Below are 16,454 nucleotides of genomic sequence, written 5' to 3'. Positions count from 1 at the left end.
ATGAGTGTCCAGGTTTGCTGATACGCTCCAGCTGTGTGCTCAGTTCACAGTCGAGTCCGCGCGCCGGGGGGCGCCTTGTGGCCGGGCTCGTGGTGGTCGGGGCGGGATGACCGGGCGGGCCACCGGATGGCCCACAGGCGCAGTGATGGGGTGGGCGTGTGAGTCAGGATGAGCGCGGGCTGGGCGACGGTCTGCGGCCCGTCGGTTCCGTTTACCAGTACGACGACGGTCTGTACGTGCGGGTGGACGACGTCGTGCCTCACGTGCTGGCAGACCCTGAGGACGGTCACGGCTACCGGCAGGGTGACGACCTGGTGCGCTGCACCCTGCACCTGAGCAATGGCACCGGACGGCCGTTCGACCTCGACGGCGTCACCCTGCTGGTCCGGGGAGGGCCGTACGGCAAGACGGGTCGTCAGGTGCACGAGTACAGCAGTGACGTCATCGACGACGCGCTCGAGGGCACTCTGCGCGCCGGTCGCAGGGTCTCCGTCACCTGGGCCTACAGCATTCCGGCCGGTACCGCCGGTGACCTGGACATCGAGGTCCGCTTCCCGGCACGCGACCGGGGGAGCATCACGTTCAGCACGGCGTCGGCCGCCGCCACGGTGGTCGGCGAGCGCCCCGTACCGGTGACGTTCGACCAGTCCGTGCTGTTCGGCGAGCATCAGCAGCCGTTGTTCGCGGACCCGGATGACGCCCCGAAGCCCGGGACCACGACCGGGGACACGTACTCGGTCGCAGGTGGGCAGCGAGCGACCGTACCCGCCGCGCTCGACGCCGTCCCGGCCCAGCCGACCGGTTCCAGGCGTCAGGCCGCCCGATCACCGGTCCCGGAGCTCTCCGCCGACGGCCTGGACGCCGCTCGCGTCCGCCAGATCTTCCGGTTCCTCGCCGAGGCCGAGGAGTCGAAGACGCGCCCCGTGCGCACCCTCGACGGCGCGGCCGGCGCCGTGTGGTTCGACGAGTTGCCGGACGACGACGGCGTCGAGGTGATGATCGACGGCGCTCTCGCAGGGGACGACCCGGCCTGGCTGACCGTCGCCCGCCCCGAACGCGTGGACGCGCCACACCCGAAGACTCTGCTCGCGCCCTGGGTGGACGAGACGCGTATCCGTGACTTCAAGGAGCCTCGCGCCCCGCACCTGTGCCGGCGTATCGAACCCGAGTTTCCCGACTGGTCCCGGGGCATACCGCTCGACAAGACCTACCACGAGTTGGACGAGCACCCCCAGCGCGAGAAGATCGAGAAGCTGTACGCCGCCTGGGAACAGGAATGGCTCGCCTGGGCGGAACGGCGCCGTGCGATCGATCCCCTGGTCAGGCTGTACGACAGGCTGCACAAGATGCACGAGGACGCCGCGGGCCTCGGTGAGGCGTACGAACTCGTGCTGGGGCTGGGCCGGCTCACCTGGCAGACGACCGCCGGGCAGCGGGTGGAACGGCACCTCATCACGCACCGCGCCACCCTCCGGCTCGACCCGTCCACCGGCACGCTCACCGCCGCTCCCGACCCCACCGGCTCGGGCCTGGAACTCGAAGAGGGCATGCTCGAAGGCGCCCAGCACGTGCCGGGCGCCGTGCGCGAGACGATCGTCGAGGTGCTGGAAGGCGCCTTGGACGTGACCGACCCCGAACACCTCGACGCCGTACACACCGCCCTGCGCAGCTGGGTCAACGCCGCGCACAGCGCCGGAAGTTACGCGCCGACCGTCGAGCGGGCCAAGCCGCGCAGCCTCGACGTCCCGCAGGTGGGGCTCACCCCCGCACTCGTCCTGCGTGAGCGCAGCCGCCGCTCCACCATGGACGCGCTCAAGGCCATCGCCCGGCAGATCGACGCGGGCACGCCGCCCACCGCACTGCTCGGCTACATCGCGGGCCGCGACGGCGCGTTGACCGCAGCGGACCTCGCGGCGGCGGAAGACGACGGAACAGCGCAGGACGGCGACGAGATGTACTTCGCACTGCCCGCCAACGAGGAGCAGCGCACGATCGCCGAACGCCTGCGCGCCAACCGGCTCGTCGTCGTCCAGGGACCGCCCGGCACCGGCAAGACGCACACCATCGCCAACCTGGTCACCGACCTGCTCGCCCAGGGCAAGCGGGTCCTCATCACCAGCCACACCCCGCGCGCCCTGCGCGTGCTGCGGGACAAGCTGCCGGAGTCCGTCCGCGACCTGTGCGTGAGCCGTACCGAGGACGGCGCGGCCGCCCAGCGGGAGCTGGAGGCGTCCGTGCAGCGGATCCTCGGCGAGTACGCGGGCTACGACGAGAAGGCCTCCCGCAAGGGAATCCGGACCCTTCAGACGCGCCTCGCCCAGGCCCGTGCCGCCCAGCAGGCCATGCTGCGCGACCTCGCCGTACTGCGCGAACAGGAGACCCACCGCTTCGAGGCGGAGATCGGCGACTACAGCGGCAGCCTGCAGGAGATCGCCGAGCGCCTCACCACGGAGGCGGGACGGTACGGCTGGCTCGGCCCGGTCCCGCAGGAACAGCCCGCCCTGAGCGCCGACGACGCCTTGCGGCTGCTGCACGCCACCCGTGCGTACACCCCGCACCACCAGGCTCTCGCGGCCGAGGTGCCCGGCCCCTCCGAGCTCCCCGGCCCCGGGGACTTCGAGGAGGCCGTACGGATCGTACGGTCGGCCGAGGACGCACACGCGGCCGCGCGCGAGGACGCCCTGTGCGCGGAGTACGACTCTGCCGTGAGGAGTCTCGGCGAGAGTGAACAGCAGCGGCTGTCCTCGGCGCTCGACGCCTTCTCCACCACCCGCGCCCGCGCCGCGGCTCTCGCCGCCTCCGCCGGTGACTGGGCCGCGACGCTCCTCAGGCAGGTGACGGAAGGACAGGACTGGCAGGCACGCAGCCGGCGGGCCGCCGTCACCGAAACCCTGGCGGCCGTCGACGGCTCGCTCGCCGTCCTGGGCACGGCCATGGTCAGCGGCCTGGAGCAGTACGACCCGGCCACGGCGCTCGCCCAGGTCACCGCACTGCACGACGGCCTCGGGCAGGGACAGAAGCTGCGCGGGCCCCTCGGTATGCGCTCCAGACTGGCGAAGACGGCCGGCGCGTTCGCGGAGAACGTGCGAGTCGACGGCCGGGCACCGGAGGACGTCCCGACCTCGGCCGTCGTCCTCGCTCGTGTCCAGCTGGAACTGCGCCTGGCGCAGGTGGAGTCCGAGTGGGGCACGCCCGTCGCCGCCTGGCAGGGACACGGACCGCGCCTCGCGCGGCTGCGGCAGGACGCGGAGGTGCTGGACGCGCTGCTCGCCGTCGCCGCCGCCCGCACCGACGTCCTGACCGCCGCGGCCACCTCCCCGGCACTCGCGGTCGCCACCTGGCACGACCCGTCCGTCGAGAACGCCGTACGCACCCTGCTGCGCGCGTCGACCACCCTGCGTGCGGCAGAACAGTCACGCAAGGTCATCGCGGACGCCGAGGAAATGCTGCGGGCCTGGGGCGACCGGCCCGGTGTGTCGCCCACCGTCGTGCGCGCACTCGGCACGGTCCGCGAACGTGACCCCGATGGCTACCGCGCCTTCAGCGACGAGATGGCCGAGGTGCGTGAGGCCGCCCGGCTACGGGCCGAACAGGACGCGGCCCTCGCTCGTGTCCGCGAGGCGTTCCCCGCCCTCGCCGACCCGATCACCGGCACGCACGAGTACAGCGTCTGGGACCTTCGACTGCCCTCGCTCGCGGAGGCCTGGGCCTGGTCCGCGTGGCGCGACCGCATGGAGCGGCTGACCGACCCTGAGGCCGAGCGAACCCTGCGCCGACGGCTGACGGAGGCCGACGACGAGGCCCGCATCATGCTCGCGCGGCTCGCCGCCGCCCGCGCCTGGCACCGCTGCCTCGGACTGCTCACCGGAGATCAGTCCCGGGCACTCAGCGCCTACCAGCAGGCCGCACGGCGCATCAGGGGCAAGTACCAGCACCGCTACCGGCGTGACGCACAGGCCGCTCTGCGCAAGGCGCAGACGGCGGTGCCGGCCTGGATCATGCCTCTGCACCAGGTCGCCGAGACCGTGCCCATGGACCGGCCGGGTCTGTTCGACGTCGTCATCGTCGACGAGGCCAGCCAGTCCGGCCTCGAGGCCATGCTGCTGAGCTGGCTCGCCGACCGGATGGTCGTCGTCGGCGACAGCAAGCAGGTCAGTCCGTCCAACGTCGGCCTCAAGCAGGACGAGTACTTCCACCTCAGGGATCGTCTGCTCACCGCGCTGGAACCGGACGTCCGCAGCCTGTTCGGCCCCGAGTCCAGCTTCTTCGACCTCACGGAAGCGCTGTCGGCGGGCCGCGGCGCGCTCATGCTCAAGGAACACTTCCGGTGCATGCCGGAGATCATCTCCTTCTCCAACGACCTCTGCTACAACCGTGATCTGCTGCCCCTGCGGCAGTACGGCGCCGACCGGCTGCCCCCGGTCCGCACGGTGTACGTCGAGACCGGCGAAGCCGTCGGCGCCAATACCCGGCTGACCAACGTCGCCGAGGCGGAGGCACTCGTCGACGCGATCGTGCGTTGCTGTGCCGACCCCGCCTACGACGGGAAGACCATGGGCGTCGTCAGCCTCCGTGCGAGCAAAGGGCACCTGACGGAGCTGGAGAACCTGCTCGCCGAGCGCCTCGACTACGAGCAGCGCGAGGAGCGGCGCATCCGGGTCGGTGATGCCGAGGACTTCCAGGGCGACGAGCGACACATCATGTTCATCTCGTTCGTCAACTCGGCGACCACGGCCGCCGGATCGGTCCCGGGCGGCTTCAACGGCAAGACCTACGAGCAGCGCATCAACGTGGCTGCCTCACGTGCCCAGGACCAGGTGTGGGTGTTCCACAGCGCGCGGGCCGAACAGTTCCACGAGAACGACCTGCGCCGGCGGTGGCTCGATCACCTCACCCGTCCCGCGGAGGAGGACCTCGTCGCGGTCGAGGGCGAGGTCCTGCCCGAGGTCCGGCACGAAGCGTTCGACAGCCTGTTCCAGCAGAAGGTGTACCTGGAACTGACGGCACGGGGCCACCGTGTCCGTCCGGGATACAAGGTGGGCCGCCACACGATCGACCTGGTCGTGGAGGGCGGAACGCGCCGCCTCGCGGTCGCCTGCGACGGTGACGCCTTCGCCGAGGGCGAGGACGCCTCCACCGCGGCCGCCAGACAGCGCGACCTGGAACGCGTCGACTGGACGTTCGTCCGGATCCGGGGCAGTCGTTTCCACCTGGACCGCGAGCAGGCGCTGGCCCCGCTGTGGGCCGAGCTGGAACGGCTGGGCATCGAACCGGTCGGGCCGGAGCCGGAAGAATCCGGCGCCGCAGATACCGCCGCGACCGACAGGGCGGAGCCGACCGTGGAGACGGCGACCGGCGGTGAGGCGGCGGCCGACCGTGACGTGGCCGAGACTGCTGATGTGGCCTGGGCAGGGGCCGGTGATGCTGCCGTGGTCGGTGACGGCAGGCCGTCCGAGCCGCGGGGCGCGTCGAGTCATGAAGCGGGGGGTCGGGACACGGCGCGAGCACAAGCGCCGACGGGAACGGCGGCCGCCCTCGGGGCGGTGCCCGCGCCCAGGGCCACGGACCCACGCGAGTCCCTTCGTGGCCAGGCCCGCCGGGCGACGTCTGCTCCGACGAGGCCGCATGCCAGGACCGCCGACAACGGGGCCGCTCCCACACGGGCGGCCGGGGCGACGGTTCCTCAGGCAGCGTCTGCCGTACGACCGACCGGCCCGGCCCGGTCGGCGGTGCCCACCCCGGCCGCGCCGAGTCCTCTGCCCGTCCGGGAGATCCCCGCTGCGGCCTTCCAGCGGCTGGTGCGTGAGCTGCAGCAACTCCAGGCGGCGGTCGACGCTCCCCACGAGACCCCCGAAGGAGCGGACGCGGCCCAGCTTGTCTTCCTCAGGAAGACCCAGGCCGAGCAGCGCGACCGGCGAACCAAGCGCCTCGCCTTCCTGCGGGCCTTCCTCGACTCCGTCGGCGTCGGGCGGGAAGGAGCCGTCCCGGGCATCGTGATTCCGGGAGCGCTGCTCCGCCTGGAGTTCGACGGTCAGCTGGATGAGGACACGCTGTACACGATCGCCGAACTGCCCACCGAGGAGGCGGACATCGTCTCTCCGTCCTCCCCCCTCGGCCACGCGCTGACCTGGCAGCCGACAGGACGCGAGATCGCGTACGACGCATCCCAGGGCAGGCCGCGCACGGTCGTCGTGCGGGAGATCCGCGTCTGATCGCGGCCACGGCACTGCGACAGATCGGGCCCTGCCCCGCGGACCCACCCCTCGGGCTGCGGGACAGGGCCCTATGCGGCTCAGCCGCTGACGGGGTCCAGCATGCGGCTCCGCTCACCGCTCCAGGAGATCGCCAGGGCGTCGCGCGCACGCGTACAGGCAACGAAGAGCAGACAGTGCTCGGCCAGAAGATCCGAACGGTGCTGCACGGCGTCCTCGTCGGCCGGCGTCACCTGCGGCGCGAAGGGCAGCACGTTGGACGTCACGCCGACGACGACCACACAGCGGAACTCCAGCCCCTTCATGGCGTGCATGGTCGCCACGCGCACACCCGACACCGTCGGACCCGGGTCGTCCTTGACCGCGACGGCGGGGACCCCCTCCCGGCGCAGGCGGGCGATGACCGCGTCGACCAGTGTGTTGAATCGGGCGCACACCGCCACTTCGGACGGCTTCACACCGTCCTGGTCGATCCATGTGCGGATCTGCTCCACCAGCGCGCGCAGCTCGTCGTCCTGGTTGCCATGACCACGAGCCACCGGGACGCGGCCGTGCAGCTCGGAACGGTAGCCGCGCAGCGAGTCCCGGCCGCCGCCGTCCTCGTCGTCCTCACCGAGTCGGCCCACCGGCTGACCGTCCAGGAGGGACGCGGACCAGCGCAGGATCTCCTCCGTGCTGCGGTAGTTGATGCGCAGCCGGGACGTCCGTCCACGCACGTTGACGCCCAGGGATCGCAGCGACACCCGGGAGTCGTAGATGCGCTGGTGCGGATCGCCGACCAGGAAAAGGTCATCCGCCTGCTCGGCCACGCAGGCACGCAGCACCCGCCACTGGGCCGGATGCAAATCCTGGGCCTCGTCCACCACGACGTGACGGTAGCGCGGCCCCTGCTCGGCCAGAATCCGGGCGGCCTGGTCGCACACCATGGTGTACGTCGCGGAGTCGCGGGAGCTCAGGTCTGCCGTGAATCGCTCCATGACCCGCCACAGCCGGGCCCGTTGCACTCGCCCCACCTGTGTGCCGCGCCCTCTGCGCACACATCTCAGGTACTCCTCAGGCGTCCGGAGCCCCTGAGCCAGGACGACGCCCCGGAACTCCTGGGACAGGAAGCGTTCCGACCAGGGAAGGTCCTCGCGCGCGGCGGCACGGACCCACGCGCTCTTCTCCGCTGCCGCCGACAGCGGTTTCGGCGAGCTGCCCCTGGCTTCCCGGATGACCCTGGCGGCCAGCGAGTCCACCGTCGTGACGTCGACACGCTCGAGCAGATGCGCGTCTGCATCGCCGAGCAGGAGGGCCAGGCTGTCCCGCAGAGCGGCCGCCATGGCGTTGGTGAAGGTGGTGAGCAGAATCCGGTCGCCCTCGCGTCCGGTGCGCAGCAGGTGCCGTACCCGGTGCAGGGCGACGACCGTCTTGCCGGTGCCGGGGCCGCCCGTCACCTGGGCAGGCCCGTTGAAGCCCGCGTGGTAGGCGTGCCGGCGCTGGGCGGGGTGCAGGAAGACGCGCCAGCGGATGAAGTCCTCGGTGAGGATCCGCTCCAGCTCACCGGGGCCGGTGACCTCCACGATGCGGTTGGGCGTGTTGAGGATCGCCTCGCTGAGCGTGACGGCCGGCCGGTCCTCCGCCGTGCGCACCGTTTGCCCGCGCGAGGCGATCAGTTGCTCCCAGACGTCCTGGGGCGAGTAGTCGGCCGCCAGGTATTCCAGTACCTCGTACTGATCGGCAGGCATCATGGGCGGTGCCATGACCGTCAGGTCGTCGGCCGTGACGCACACGCGCGCCAGTCGCAGGACCTGCTCGTCGATGCCGAGGTCACGCAGCACGGTGTCGGAGTGGTGCGCGAAAAGCCGGGCCGGGGTCTGGACCGCCTTCGTCTCGAAGTAGGTCTCCATCTGCTCGAGTGCCTCGACATTGCGTACCTCCAGCCCGCCGGTGGCGCCGTTGACCGAATAGGTGCGCTTGCAGGCCCAGTTGATCGCCTCGTCGTGGGGTGCCACTCTGAGGAGGGTGAACAACTCGCTGCCGTCGTCCGGGGCGAGGAGAACGCCCCGGTAGAACCTGGTGACCCGGATCGTACGGATCCGGGGGTCGCGCGCCCGCTCGAGCTTCTCCAGATGCATTCCCTTGCTGGCATGGAGCTGAGGCACGGTCAGGCTCCGGAACATCTGGATTGCGTCGTTGACCTCCTTCTGGACAGGTCTCTGCAGGGAGATCAGATCCGCGACGAAGTCGTCGGAGAGGGCGAGACGGGGCATGGGAGTCCTCGGGTCGCGGACGGGCGGTGGCGGGCACCAGCCTAGAGACTGACGGAACGCAGAGCGACGAACCCCCCGTATTCGTTGTGTGAACTGAGTCAACGAGTCTATATTTCTCGTGCTGTCACACCACCGGTGCACATCCGTGCTCCAACGGCCCTGTCCGAAGGGACCCACCGCATGCCGGCCCAGCCTGCCCAGGCCGCTGTTCCGCACCCGCTCGACGAAGTTCCCCAGACGTTCCGTGCCGGAGACTCCTACGCGGTGCGCGACGCACTCGTGCACTACATCCGCCGGGATCTGCTGGGCCCCTGGGACGGTGAGACGGAAACGCTGCCGAGCGCCTCCTCCGGCCCCCGTGACCGGTACCTGGTCGGCATGCTCGGTCCGCGCCCCCAGGCCGTCACCGCCGACCGCATCGCCCGTGCGGCCGCCCAAGGCGCGGACGGGGAGTCGGGTGACGAGCAGGAAGGTGACGACAGCGACCTGCAGGACCGGTTGAGTCCCCAGGCCGCCGGACACATCTGGGCATCCTCCATGGGGCTGTCCTTCACCGCGCCGGCTTCGGTCGGCACGCTCAGCGCCACCGTCCGCTGGGGTCGCTACACCCAGTCGGACGAGGCCACCGAGCGAGGGACGACGCGCAGGGTCTGGTCACGTGAGCCCGTCGAGCGCCTGGTGGACATCGACGTGACCGACGGGGCCGACCGTACCGTTCAACTCGACGGCGATGCCGTCGTCCTCGACGTGCAGGTACGCCGGCACACCGGCCGAACGGGCGCCGAGGATCTGCGCATAGTCGAGCTGGCCCTGGTGAACCGGCAGCCGGACAGCGCGGACGCGCGCGACGCGCACTGGCTCTTCCAGACCGAGATCGACGTCACCGCCTTTCCCGACGACCAGGCGGCCGTTTTCCTGCCGGTCGACGACCCCCTCGACCCGGCGAGCCACGACAACGCGCCCGAGGACGCCGAGGAACGGCGACTGCGCCTCCTCTACCGGGACAGCCTCAGCCACGCCAAGGGCCGCAACGTCGCGGTGCACGCGCACGTCCGCGAGGGGGAGCGCAACGCGCACCGCCTGACCACCGTCTGGCTTCCCGAGTACGACGTCAGGGCGACCACCGCGCCGGCACTCGAGGAGCAGGACCTCCTCCAGGGGCTGGAGCTGGGCATGGACGAGCTGGCGGCACTCGCCGTGCCCGACCGCCGGGCCGAACTCAGCGCCGCTCTCGCCCCGTTGGCCGACGGGTACGGCACGTGGCTGGAGCAGCAGCGCAGCAGTGCCGCCTCACTCCCCGAGGACCTGCGAGAAGCGGCCATGACCGCGATCGAACAGGCACTTGAGGTCTGCGACCGCGTCACCCTCGGCATCGACCGGCTCGTGGCCGACGAGACGGCCCTGCTGGCCTTCCGGTTCGCCAACAGGGCCATGGCCCTGCAGCGCCGCAACACAGCCATCGCGGCCGCCCGTGCCGGCCGCGAGAACGATTCCCGGTCCTACCAGGAGGCCCACGACGAAGTACATGGCAAGGGCAAGGCGGCGGCCAGCTGGCGTCCGTTCCAGCTCGCCTTCGTCCTGCTGAACATCGACTCGCTCACCCAGCCCGGACACCCGCACCGTGGTACCGGCCGTGAAGCCCTCGTCGATCTGCTGTTCTTCCCGACCGGTGGCGGCAAGACCGAGGCATATCTCGGACTCGCCGCCTACACCTTCGCCTTGAGGCGCCTCCAGGGCACCATCGGCTCGGGTGCGGAGGCCCGCAGCGGCGAGGCGGGCGTAGGCGTGCTCATGCGCTACACCCTGAGGCTGCTGACCGCCCAGCAGTTCCAGCGTGCCGCCGCTCTGGTGAGCGCCTGCGAAGTCCTGCGCCGCGAGGAGTTCACGCGGGACCGGCGCTGGGGACCCACCCCGTTCCGGATCGGGCTCTGGGTGGGCACCTCCGTCTCACCGAACTGGTTCGACGAGGCCAAGGAACAGATCGCCGAAGCCAAGGAGAACGCCAGCGACAAGCACGCCCGCGTCCTGCAGGTCCTCACCTGCCCCTGGTGCGGCAGCGGGCTGACGGCCCGCTCGAACATGGAGTACGACGAAGGCCGCCGCAGAGTCCTGTTGTACTGCCCTCGCGGCGAGGGGGAGGACCGCTGCCCCTTCTCCCGTCGCGAAGCGCTCGGCGAAGGCATCCCCGTGCTCACCGTCGACGAAGAGATCTACCGGCTGGCGCCCTCGCTGCTGATCGCCACGGTCGACAAGTTCGCCCAGCTCCCCTGGAACGGCTACTCCGGCCTGCTGTTCGGCAGGGTCACCGAGCTGTGCCCCCGCCACGGCTACCGCCACGACGACCTGGACTCCAAGACCGGCTGCGGTGGCCGCCACAACGCCAGGGGCGACCTGCCCGGAGTCACGGCCCAGCCCGTCACCCGCCTGCGACCTCCGGACCTGATCATCCAGGACGAGCTTCACCTGATCTCCGGAGCCCTCGGCACCACTGTGGGCCTCTTCGAGGCGGCCGTCGACCAGTTGTGCACGTGGAGCTTCACCGACGCTCACGGAGGACGTCACGAAGTCGGCCCCAAGATCGTCGCTTCCACCGCGACCACCAAGCGGGCCGCCGACCAGGTGCTCGGGGTCTTCGGCCGCAAGGTCGCCGTCTTCCCGCCCCAGGTGCTGGACGTCGGCGACACGTTCTTCTCCCGGCAGGTGGAACTGAGCCGGGAGAATCCCGGCCGCCGCTACCTCGGCGTATGTGCGCACGGAACTCGCCTCAAGGCCGCCGAGATCCGCGTCGCGGAGATCCTGTTGCTCGCGGCGCAGCAGCTCTTCGACGACTACGGCAGTCCGGCGGACCCGTACATGACTCTCGTCGGCTACTTCAACGCGACCCGTGAACTCGCCGGCATGCGGCGGTACATGGACGACGACATCACCACCCGGGTGCGGTCCAACGGCAGCCGCAAGGGTCAGGACACGCTGTCGGACCGCATTGTGAGCCGAGCCGGGATGCTCAGTATTCAGGAACTGACCTCACGCATCTCTTCCTCGGACATCGGCGCGGCCCTGAAGCGGCTGGAGATCGAGTTCGACCCCGAGCGGGACACTTCAGTGCGCAGGCGTGCATTCCTGCGTGAGTACGCCGCCGCCATGAAAGACAAGCGCGAACCCCGAGCGTCCATGACGCCGTTCGTCCGACAGGCCGTCGACGTCGTCCTCGCGACCTCCATGCTGCAGGTCGGCGTCGACGTCTCCCGCTTCGGCCTCATGCTTGTCGTGGGCCAGCCCAAGAACACCGCCGAGTACATCCAGGCGTCCTCGCGGGTCGGCCGCGACGCCGCCCGTCCGGGCCTGGTGGTGACCCTCTACAACTGGTCACGCCCTCGCGACCTCGCCCACTACGAGGACTTCGAGCACTATCACGCGACGTTCTACCGCCAGGTGGAAGCCCTGTCCGTCACCCCGTACACGCGCCGCGCGCTCGACCGCGGTGTCGCCGCCACCTATGTCGCCGCGCTGCGCCACGCGACCTACGACTCCTCCCGCAACCTCGACGCCCATCACGTCGACCTCGACGGACCGCTCGCCCAGGACGTCGAACGGCGGCTCCTCGAACGCGCCGAACGGGTGGGAGGTGACCGGCCCCGCCAGTACCTGAGCGAACGTCTGGACCGGCTCAAGGACGAATGGCGCCGCAAACGCGACGAGAGCAGTTCGGCCCTCGCCTACCGCAAGGAGAAGCACAAGACGACCGTCGTGAACGGCCTGCTGCGACGGGCGGACGGATCCCGGTGGACCGAACTGACCGTCGGCATGTCGATGCGCGAGACGGAGAACGAGATCAACCTGCTTCTCCCCGGCGGCGGCGCCTTCCTGGAGGAACCCTCGGGCGACGGACCCGACTGGACGTTCGGCGCCTCAGGGACCGACTCCGGCACCGACCCGGACACGGCGAGCACCGTGGACAGCGATGAGTACGGGCCCGTCACGGCCGACACGGTCAGGAAGGCACAGCGATGAGCAGTCAGGGCAGCAACCGCAGGGTCGGCGCCGTACGGCCCAGCCACCTCATGTTCACCGCCGGGGTCGGGGCCCTCGTCGACCTGCCCAACTTCTCCGTCCTGATCCGGGGAATCGACTCCTGGAGTCACTCCGGTGTCACCGACTACGACATCGACGAACCCCGGCTGCGCGCCGCCGTCAACCGGTCGCTCCAGCGCTATGGACGCGGCCAGGTTGAACAGTTGCGTGCCGCTCCCTGGCTGGAGGGCGCCGACGCGGACCCGAAAGGCTGGGCGGCACAAGGGGTCGGAGTGCCCGTCACGCCGTTCCCGCAGTGGCTGCGCTGCACCGCGTGCAATGTGCTGGCCGCGATCGACTCGGGCGAGTTCGCCTTCGTCAACACCAACCCACGGACACCGCACGAGGCGAAGTTCGTCCACGACTGCAAGCGGGGCAAGCCGCTTGCCGTGGCGGCCCGTTTCACCCTCGTGTGCACCGCCGGCCATCTCGACGAGTTCCCGTACACCCCGTACGTGCACCGTGGGCAGGCCTGCGGCAAGACACCGCGCCCGAAGCTGCGCATGAAGGACCATGGCGGCAACCAGGCCGCCAACGTCACCATCGAATGCGTCGCCTGCGGTGTGAAGCGCAACATCCGGGAAGCCATGGGCGAACGAGGCCGGCGCAACCTGCCCCGGTGCCGTGGAAGGCATCCGCATCTCGGCACCTATGAGACGAACGGCTGCGACCAGGAGCCGGTCCTGATGGTGGCGGGCGCGTCCAACCAGTGGTTCCCGCTCACCCTCAGCGCCCTGGCCCTTCCCAAGGCGCAGGGCGGAGACATCGGCAAGCTCCTGGACGACCACTGGCCCGACCTCGAACTGATCGAGGACCGAGGGCAGTTCGACTTCATGGCGCGCATGCCCAAGTTCACCTTCCTCAAGGAGTTCGACGCCGACGCGGTGGTCGCGGCGATCACGGCCCGCAAACAGGGATCCGCCGGGCCTGCCCCCTCCGCCCCCGACGTCCAGGCCGACCTCTTCGGACCTGAATGGGACGCGCTCTCCGGCCCCGTTCCCACCCCCAGCGACGACTTCGCACTCCGGCAGATGCCCGTGCCGGCCCGTCTGAGCGAGTTCTTCGCCGACATCAGACAGGTCGAGCGGCTGCGTGAGGCGCGGGCGCTGATCGGGTTCACCCGGCTCGACGCGCCCGACCCCGAATCACCGGAGATCGCCACGCGCGTCGAGCTGTCCCGCGGGATCCGGAACTGGGTACCGGCCAGTGAGGTGCGCGGCGAGGGCGTCTTCCTGCGCGTGCGGGACGGTCTGATGGCCGAGTGGGTCGCTCGTATGGAGAAGTCACCGCAGATGGAGGCGCACAGAAAGGCGTACGCACGGTTCCGCGCCAACCGGAAGTCGGACCGCAAGACCAGTGACTTCGACCCCTACTACGGCTGGCCCGGAGCGCGGTACATCGCCCTGCACACCCTCTCCCACCTGCTGATCCGCACCATCGCCCTGGAGTGCGGCTACAACTCCGCCTCGCTCGCCGAACGGATCTACGCGGGGGACGAACAGAACCCGAGGACGGGCATCCTCATCTACACCGCGGTCCCGGACTCCGAGGGCACCCTGGGAGGTCTGGTGTCCCTGGCTGAAGAGCGGGAGTTCGACCGGATCGTGCGCCGGGCACTGTCCGACGCCCGCCACTGCTCGGCCGACCCGCTGTGCGCCGAGCGCCTGCCGCAGGACCCGGCCGACTTCCTCCACGGAGCCGCTTGCCATGTCTGCCTGTTCGTGTCGGAAACCACGTGTGAACGCGGCAACCGGTTCCTGGACCGTCGATTCATCGTTCCGCTGACCGGGGACCAGGACCCGGTGCTGACGCCGGTGGGCCTGCTGCCGTGAGCCGACCCGCGTTCGAGGGCGCTGCCGAGGCCGCTATCGCGGCCCTCGGACTCTCGCGCAGCAAGGACCTCGCCGGCCTGCTCGCCCAGGGACGCACCAGGGAACGGATACTCACCGAGCTCGCGACACCGAGAGTCAGCGCGGCTGTCGCGACGCTCTACGACGCCATGGAGTCGGAGTCGGTGTCTGCCTCCGAGGCGGCTGCCTATGTGCGCGGCTATGTCGCCGCCCGGCGGCAGGCCCGGGACACGGTGCAGGTTCGCACCGTGTGGAGCGGTCCTTCGACACCGGCGGTACCGGTGCGCGCCACCGCACAGGTGCTGGTAGAGGTCATCAACGAGGCGCAGCACGAACTGCTGGCAATGACGTACGCCGCTCGTCCGTATCCCGCCCTGACGCGTGCCCTGACAGAGGCTGCGGGCAGGGGCGTACGGACGCACGTCGTGGTCGAGACCCTGGCCGGCGCAGGTGGCCTGCTCTCGGGGAGGGAACCGGCCGAAGCGTTCGCGTCCGTGCCCGGCCTGCTGCTGTGGGTCTGGGCACGGGATCCGGCCGAGAGTGGCCGCTCACGCCAGCACGCCAAGCTGGCGGTCGCCGACCGTCGTACTCTCCTGCTCGGCAGCGCCAATCTGACCGAGTCCGCTGCTCGGCGCAACATCGAGGCGGGTGTGCTGGTGACAGGCGGTGAAGCACCGCGGCGCACGGCAGAGCACATCGTCGAACTGCAGCGCCTCGGCATACTCAGGCCTTTCCCGCCACATCAAGCTCCCGGCTGAGCAAGGAACCATGCTCGCGGTGGAGCTCTCCGGCGGCCAGCAGCAGGCCGGGCGGTGTCCGGCTCGCTGACTTCACCTACGGCTCGTCTTGCGGTTCGCGGAGAAGTCGGGCTCTGTCCCCAGCGCTTCGATCGTCTCCTCCATCTCGCGGACCTTCCGGCGCAGTTGCACCAATTCCTCGCGCTCGGCCACGGACAGCGCGCCCGCCGGACCCCGGCCTCGCTCCGCCGCCAGTTCCTCCGCGATCGCCGCCGCGAACGCGTCCACGTCGCCCTCGGTGGTGTCGAAGGAGGTCATCCAGCGGACCTCGCCGGCCTGTTCGTCCCAGGTGTAGAAGCGGAAGCGCTTCTGGAGACGCTCGGTGACGGCCGGCGGCAGGACGGCGAAGATCTGGTTGGCCTGCACCGGGCGGGCGATCTCCAGGTCCGGCAGGTCGCGCACCGCCTCGTACAGCCGCTGGGTCATCGCGTTGGAGCGGGCCGCCGAGCGCAGCCACAGGTCGCCGCCGAGCAGCGCCTCGAACTGCACCGACAGGAAACGCATCTTGGAGCCCAGCTGCATGCTCGTCTTGCGCAGATGGGCCATGCCGCGCACGGCGTCCTCGTTGAGCACGATCACCGTCTCGCCGAAGAGCAGCCCGTTCTTGGTGCCGCCGAGCGAGAGGACGTCCACGCCTGCGTCGGTGGTCATCTCCCGGAGGGACACGCCGAGGGTGGCGGCGGCGTTGGCGAGCCGGGCGCCGTCCAGGTAGACGAGCATGCCGCGGTCGTGCGCGTGGTCGCAGATCGCACGGATCTCGTCCGGCGTGTAGCAGGTGCCGAGCTCGGTGGACTGGGCGATCGAGACGACCTTGGGCCGGGCCCGGTGCTCGTCCTCGAAGCCCCATGCCTGACGGTCGATCAGCTCGGGGGTGAGTTTGCCGTCCCAGGCGGGCACCGTCAGGAGTTTGATCCCGGCGACCTTCTCGGGGGCCCCGCCCTCGTCGACGTTGATGTGGGCCGACTCGGCGCAGACCACCGCGTCCCAGCGGTCCAGCATGGTCTGCAGCGCGACCACGTTCGCGCCGGTGCCGTTGAAGACCGGGTACGTCTGCGCGGTGGGGCCGAAGTGGCCGCGCACCACTTCCTGGAGGCGCTCGGTGTACACGTCGGCGCCGTAGCTGACCTGGTGGCCGCCGTTGGCCAGGGCGATCGCCGCAAGGATCTCGGGATGCACACCCGCGTAGTTGTCGCTGGCGAAGCCTCGCTCGTCCGGGTCGTGTCGTCGCTGTACGGTCATGGTGCTCGCCTACTTGTATCGGTCGGACGGGTG

Annotated in this window: 6 protein-coding genes; 4 read left to right on the top strand and 2 right to left on the bottom strand. The window is 70.4% G+C overall.

Annotated elements, in window-relative coordinates:
* The first annotated feature begins 158 nt into the window (after positions 1-158).
* On the top strand, positions 159-6,212 hold the full coding sequence (locus ACFY9S_RS11010; protein ID WP_391125668.1) for an AAA domain-containing protein: 6,054 nt from the start codon (positions 159-161) through the stop codon (positions 6,210-6,212).
* 80 nt (positions 6,213-6,292) lie between these two features.
* Here the strand turns inward: ACFY9S_RS11010 and ACFY9S_RS11005 are convergent, their stop codons facing one another.
* The gene (locus ACFY9S_RS11005) at positions 6,293-8,464 is read right to left on the bottom strand and encodes a UvrD-helicase domain-containing protein (protein ID WP_391125665.1); all 2,172 of its coding nucleotides are present in this window, start codon (positions 8,462-8,464) and stop codon (positions 6,293-6,295) included.
* Between the two features lie 180 nt (positions 8,465-8,644).
* On the opposite strand from ACFY9S_RS11005, the gene drmA reads away from it, so the two are divergent.
* The 3 genes from drmA to drmC are packed head-to-tail and all read left to right on the top strand — an operon-like array spanning position 8,645 to position 15,143.
* Positions 8,645-12,475, top strand: a complete 3,831-nt coding sequence (gene drmA / locus ACFY9S_RS11000) for a DISARM system helicase DrmA (RefSeq protein ID WP_391125662.1) — start codon at positions 8,645-8,647, stop codon at positions 12,473-12,475.
* The gene (gene drmB, locus ACFY9S_RS10995) at positions 12,472-14,367 is read left to right on the top strand and encodes a DrmB family protein (protein WP_391125659.1); all 1,896 of its coding nucleotides are present in this window, start codon (positions 12,472-12,474) and stop codon (positions 14,365-14,367) included. Before drmA ends, drmB begins: the two co-directional genes overlap by 4 nt.
* Positions 14,364-15,143, top strand: a complete 780-nt coding sequence (gene drmC, locus ACFY9S_RS10990; protein ID WP_391125656.1) for a DISARM system phospholipase D-like protein DrmC — start codon at positions 14,364-14,366, stop codon at positions 15,141-15,143. The genes drmB and drmC overlap by 4 nt, the downstream gene beginning before the upstream one ends.
* Before the next feature lie 72 nt (positions 15,144-15,215).
* Here the strand turns inward: drmC and ACFY9S_RS10985 are convergent, their stop codons facing one another.
* Positions 15,216-16,421, bottom strand: a complete 1,206-nt coding sequence (locus ACFY9S_RS10985; protein ID WP_391125653.1) for a beta-eliminating lyase-related protein — start codon at positions 16,419-16,421, stop codon at positions 15,216-15,218.
* Positions 16,422-16,454: the final 33 nt, after the last annotated feature.

The sequence above is a fragment of the Streptomyces sp. NPDC012474 genome, from assembly GCF_042955185.1.
Classification (GTDB): Bacteria; Actinomycetota; Actinomycetes; order Streptomycetales; family Streptomycetaceae; genus Streptomyces; species Streptomyces cahuitamycinicus.
This window is presented reverse-complemented; position numbering and strand designations above follow the sequence as displayed.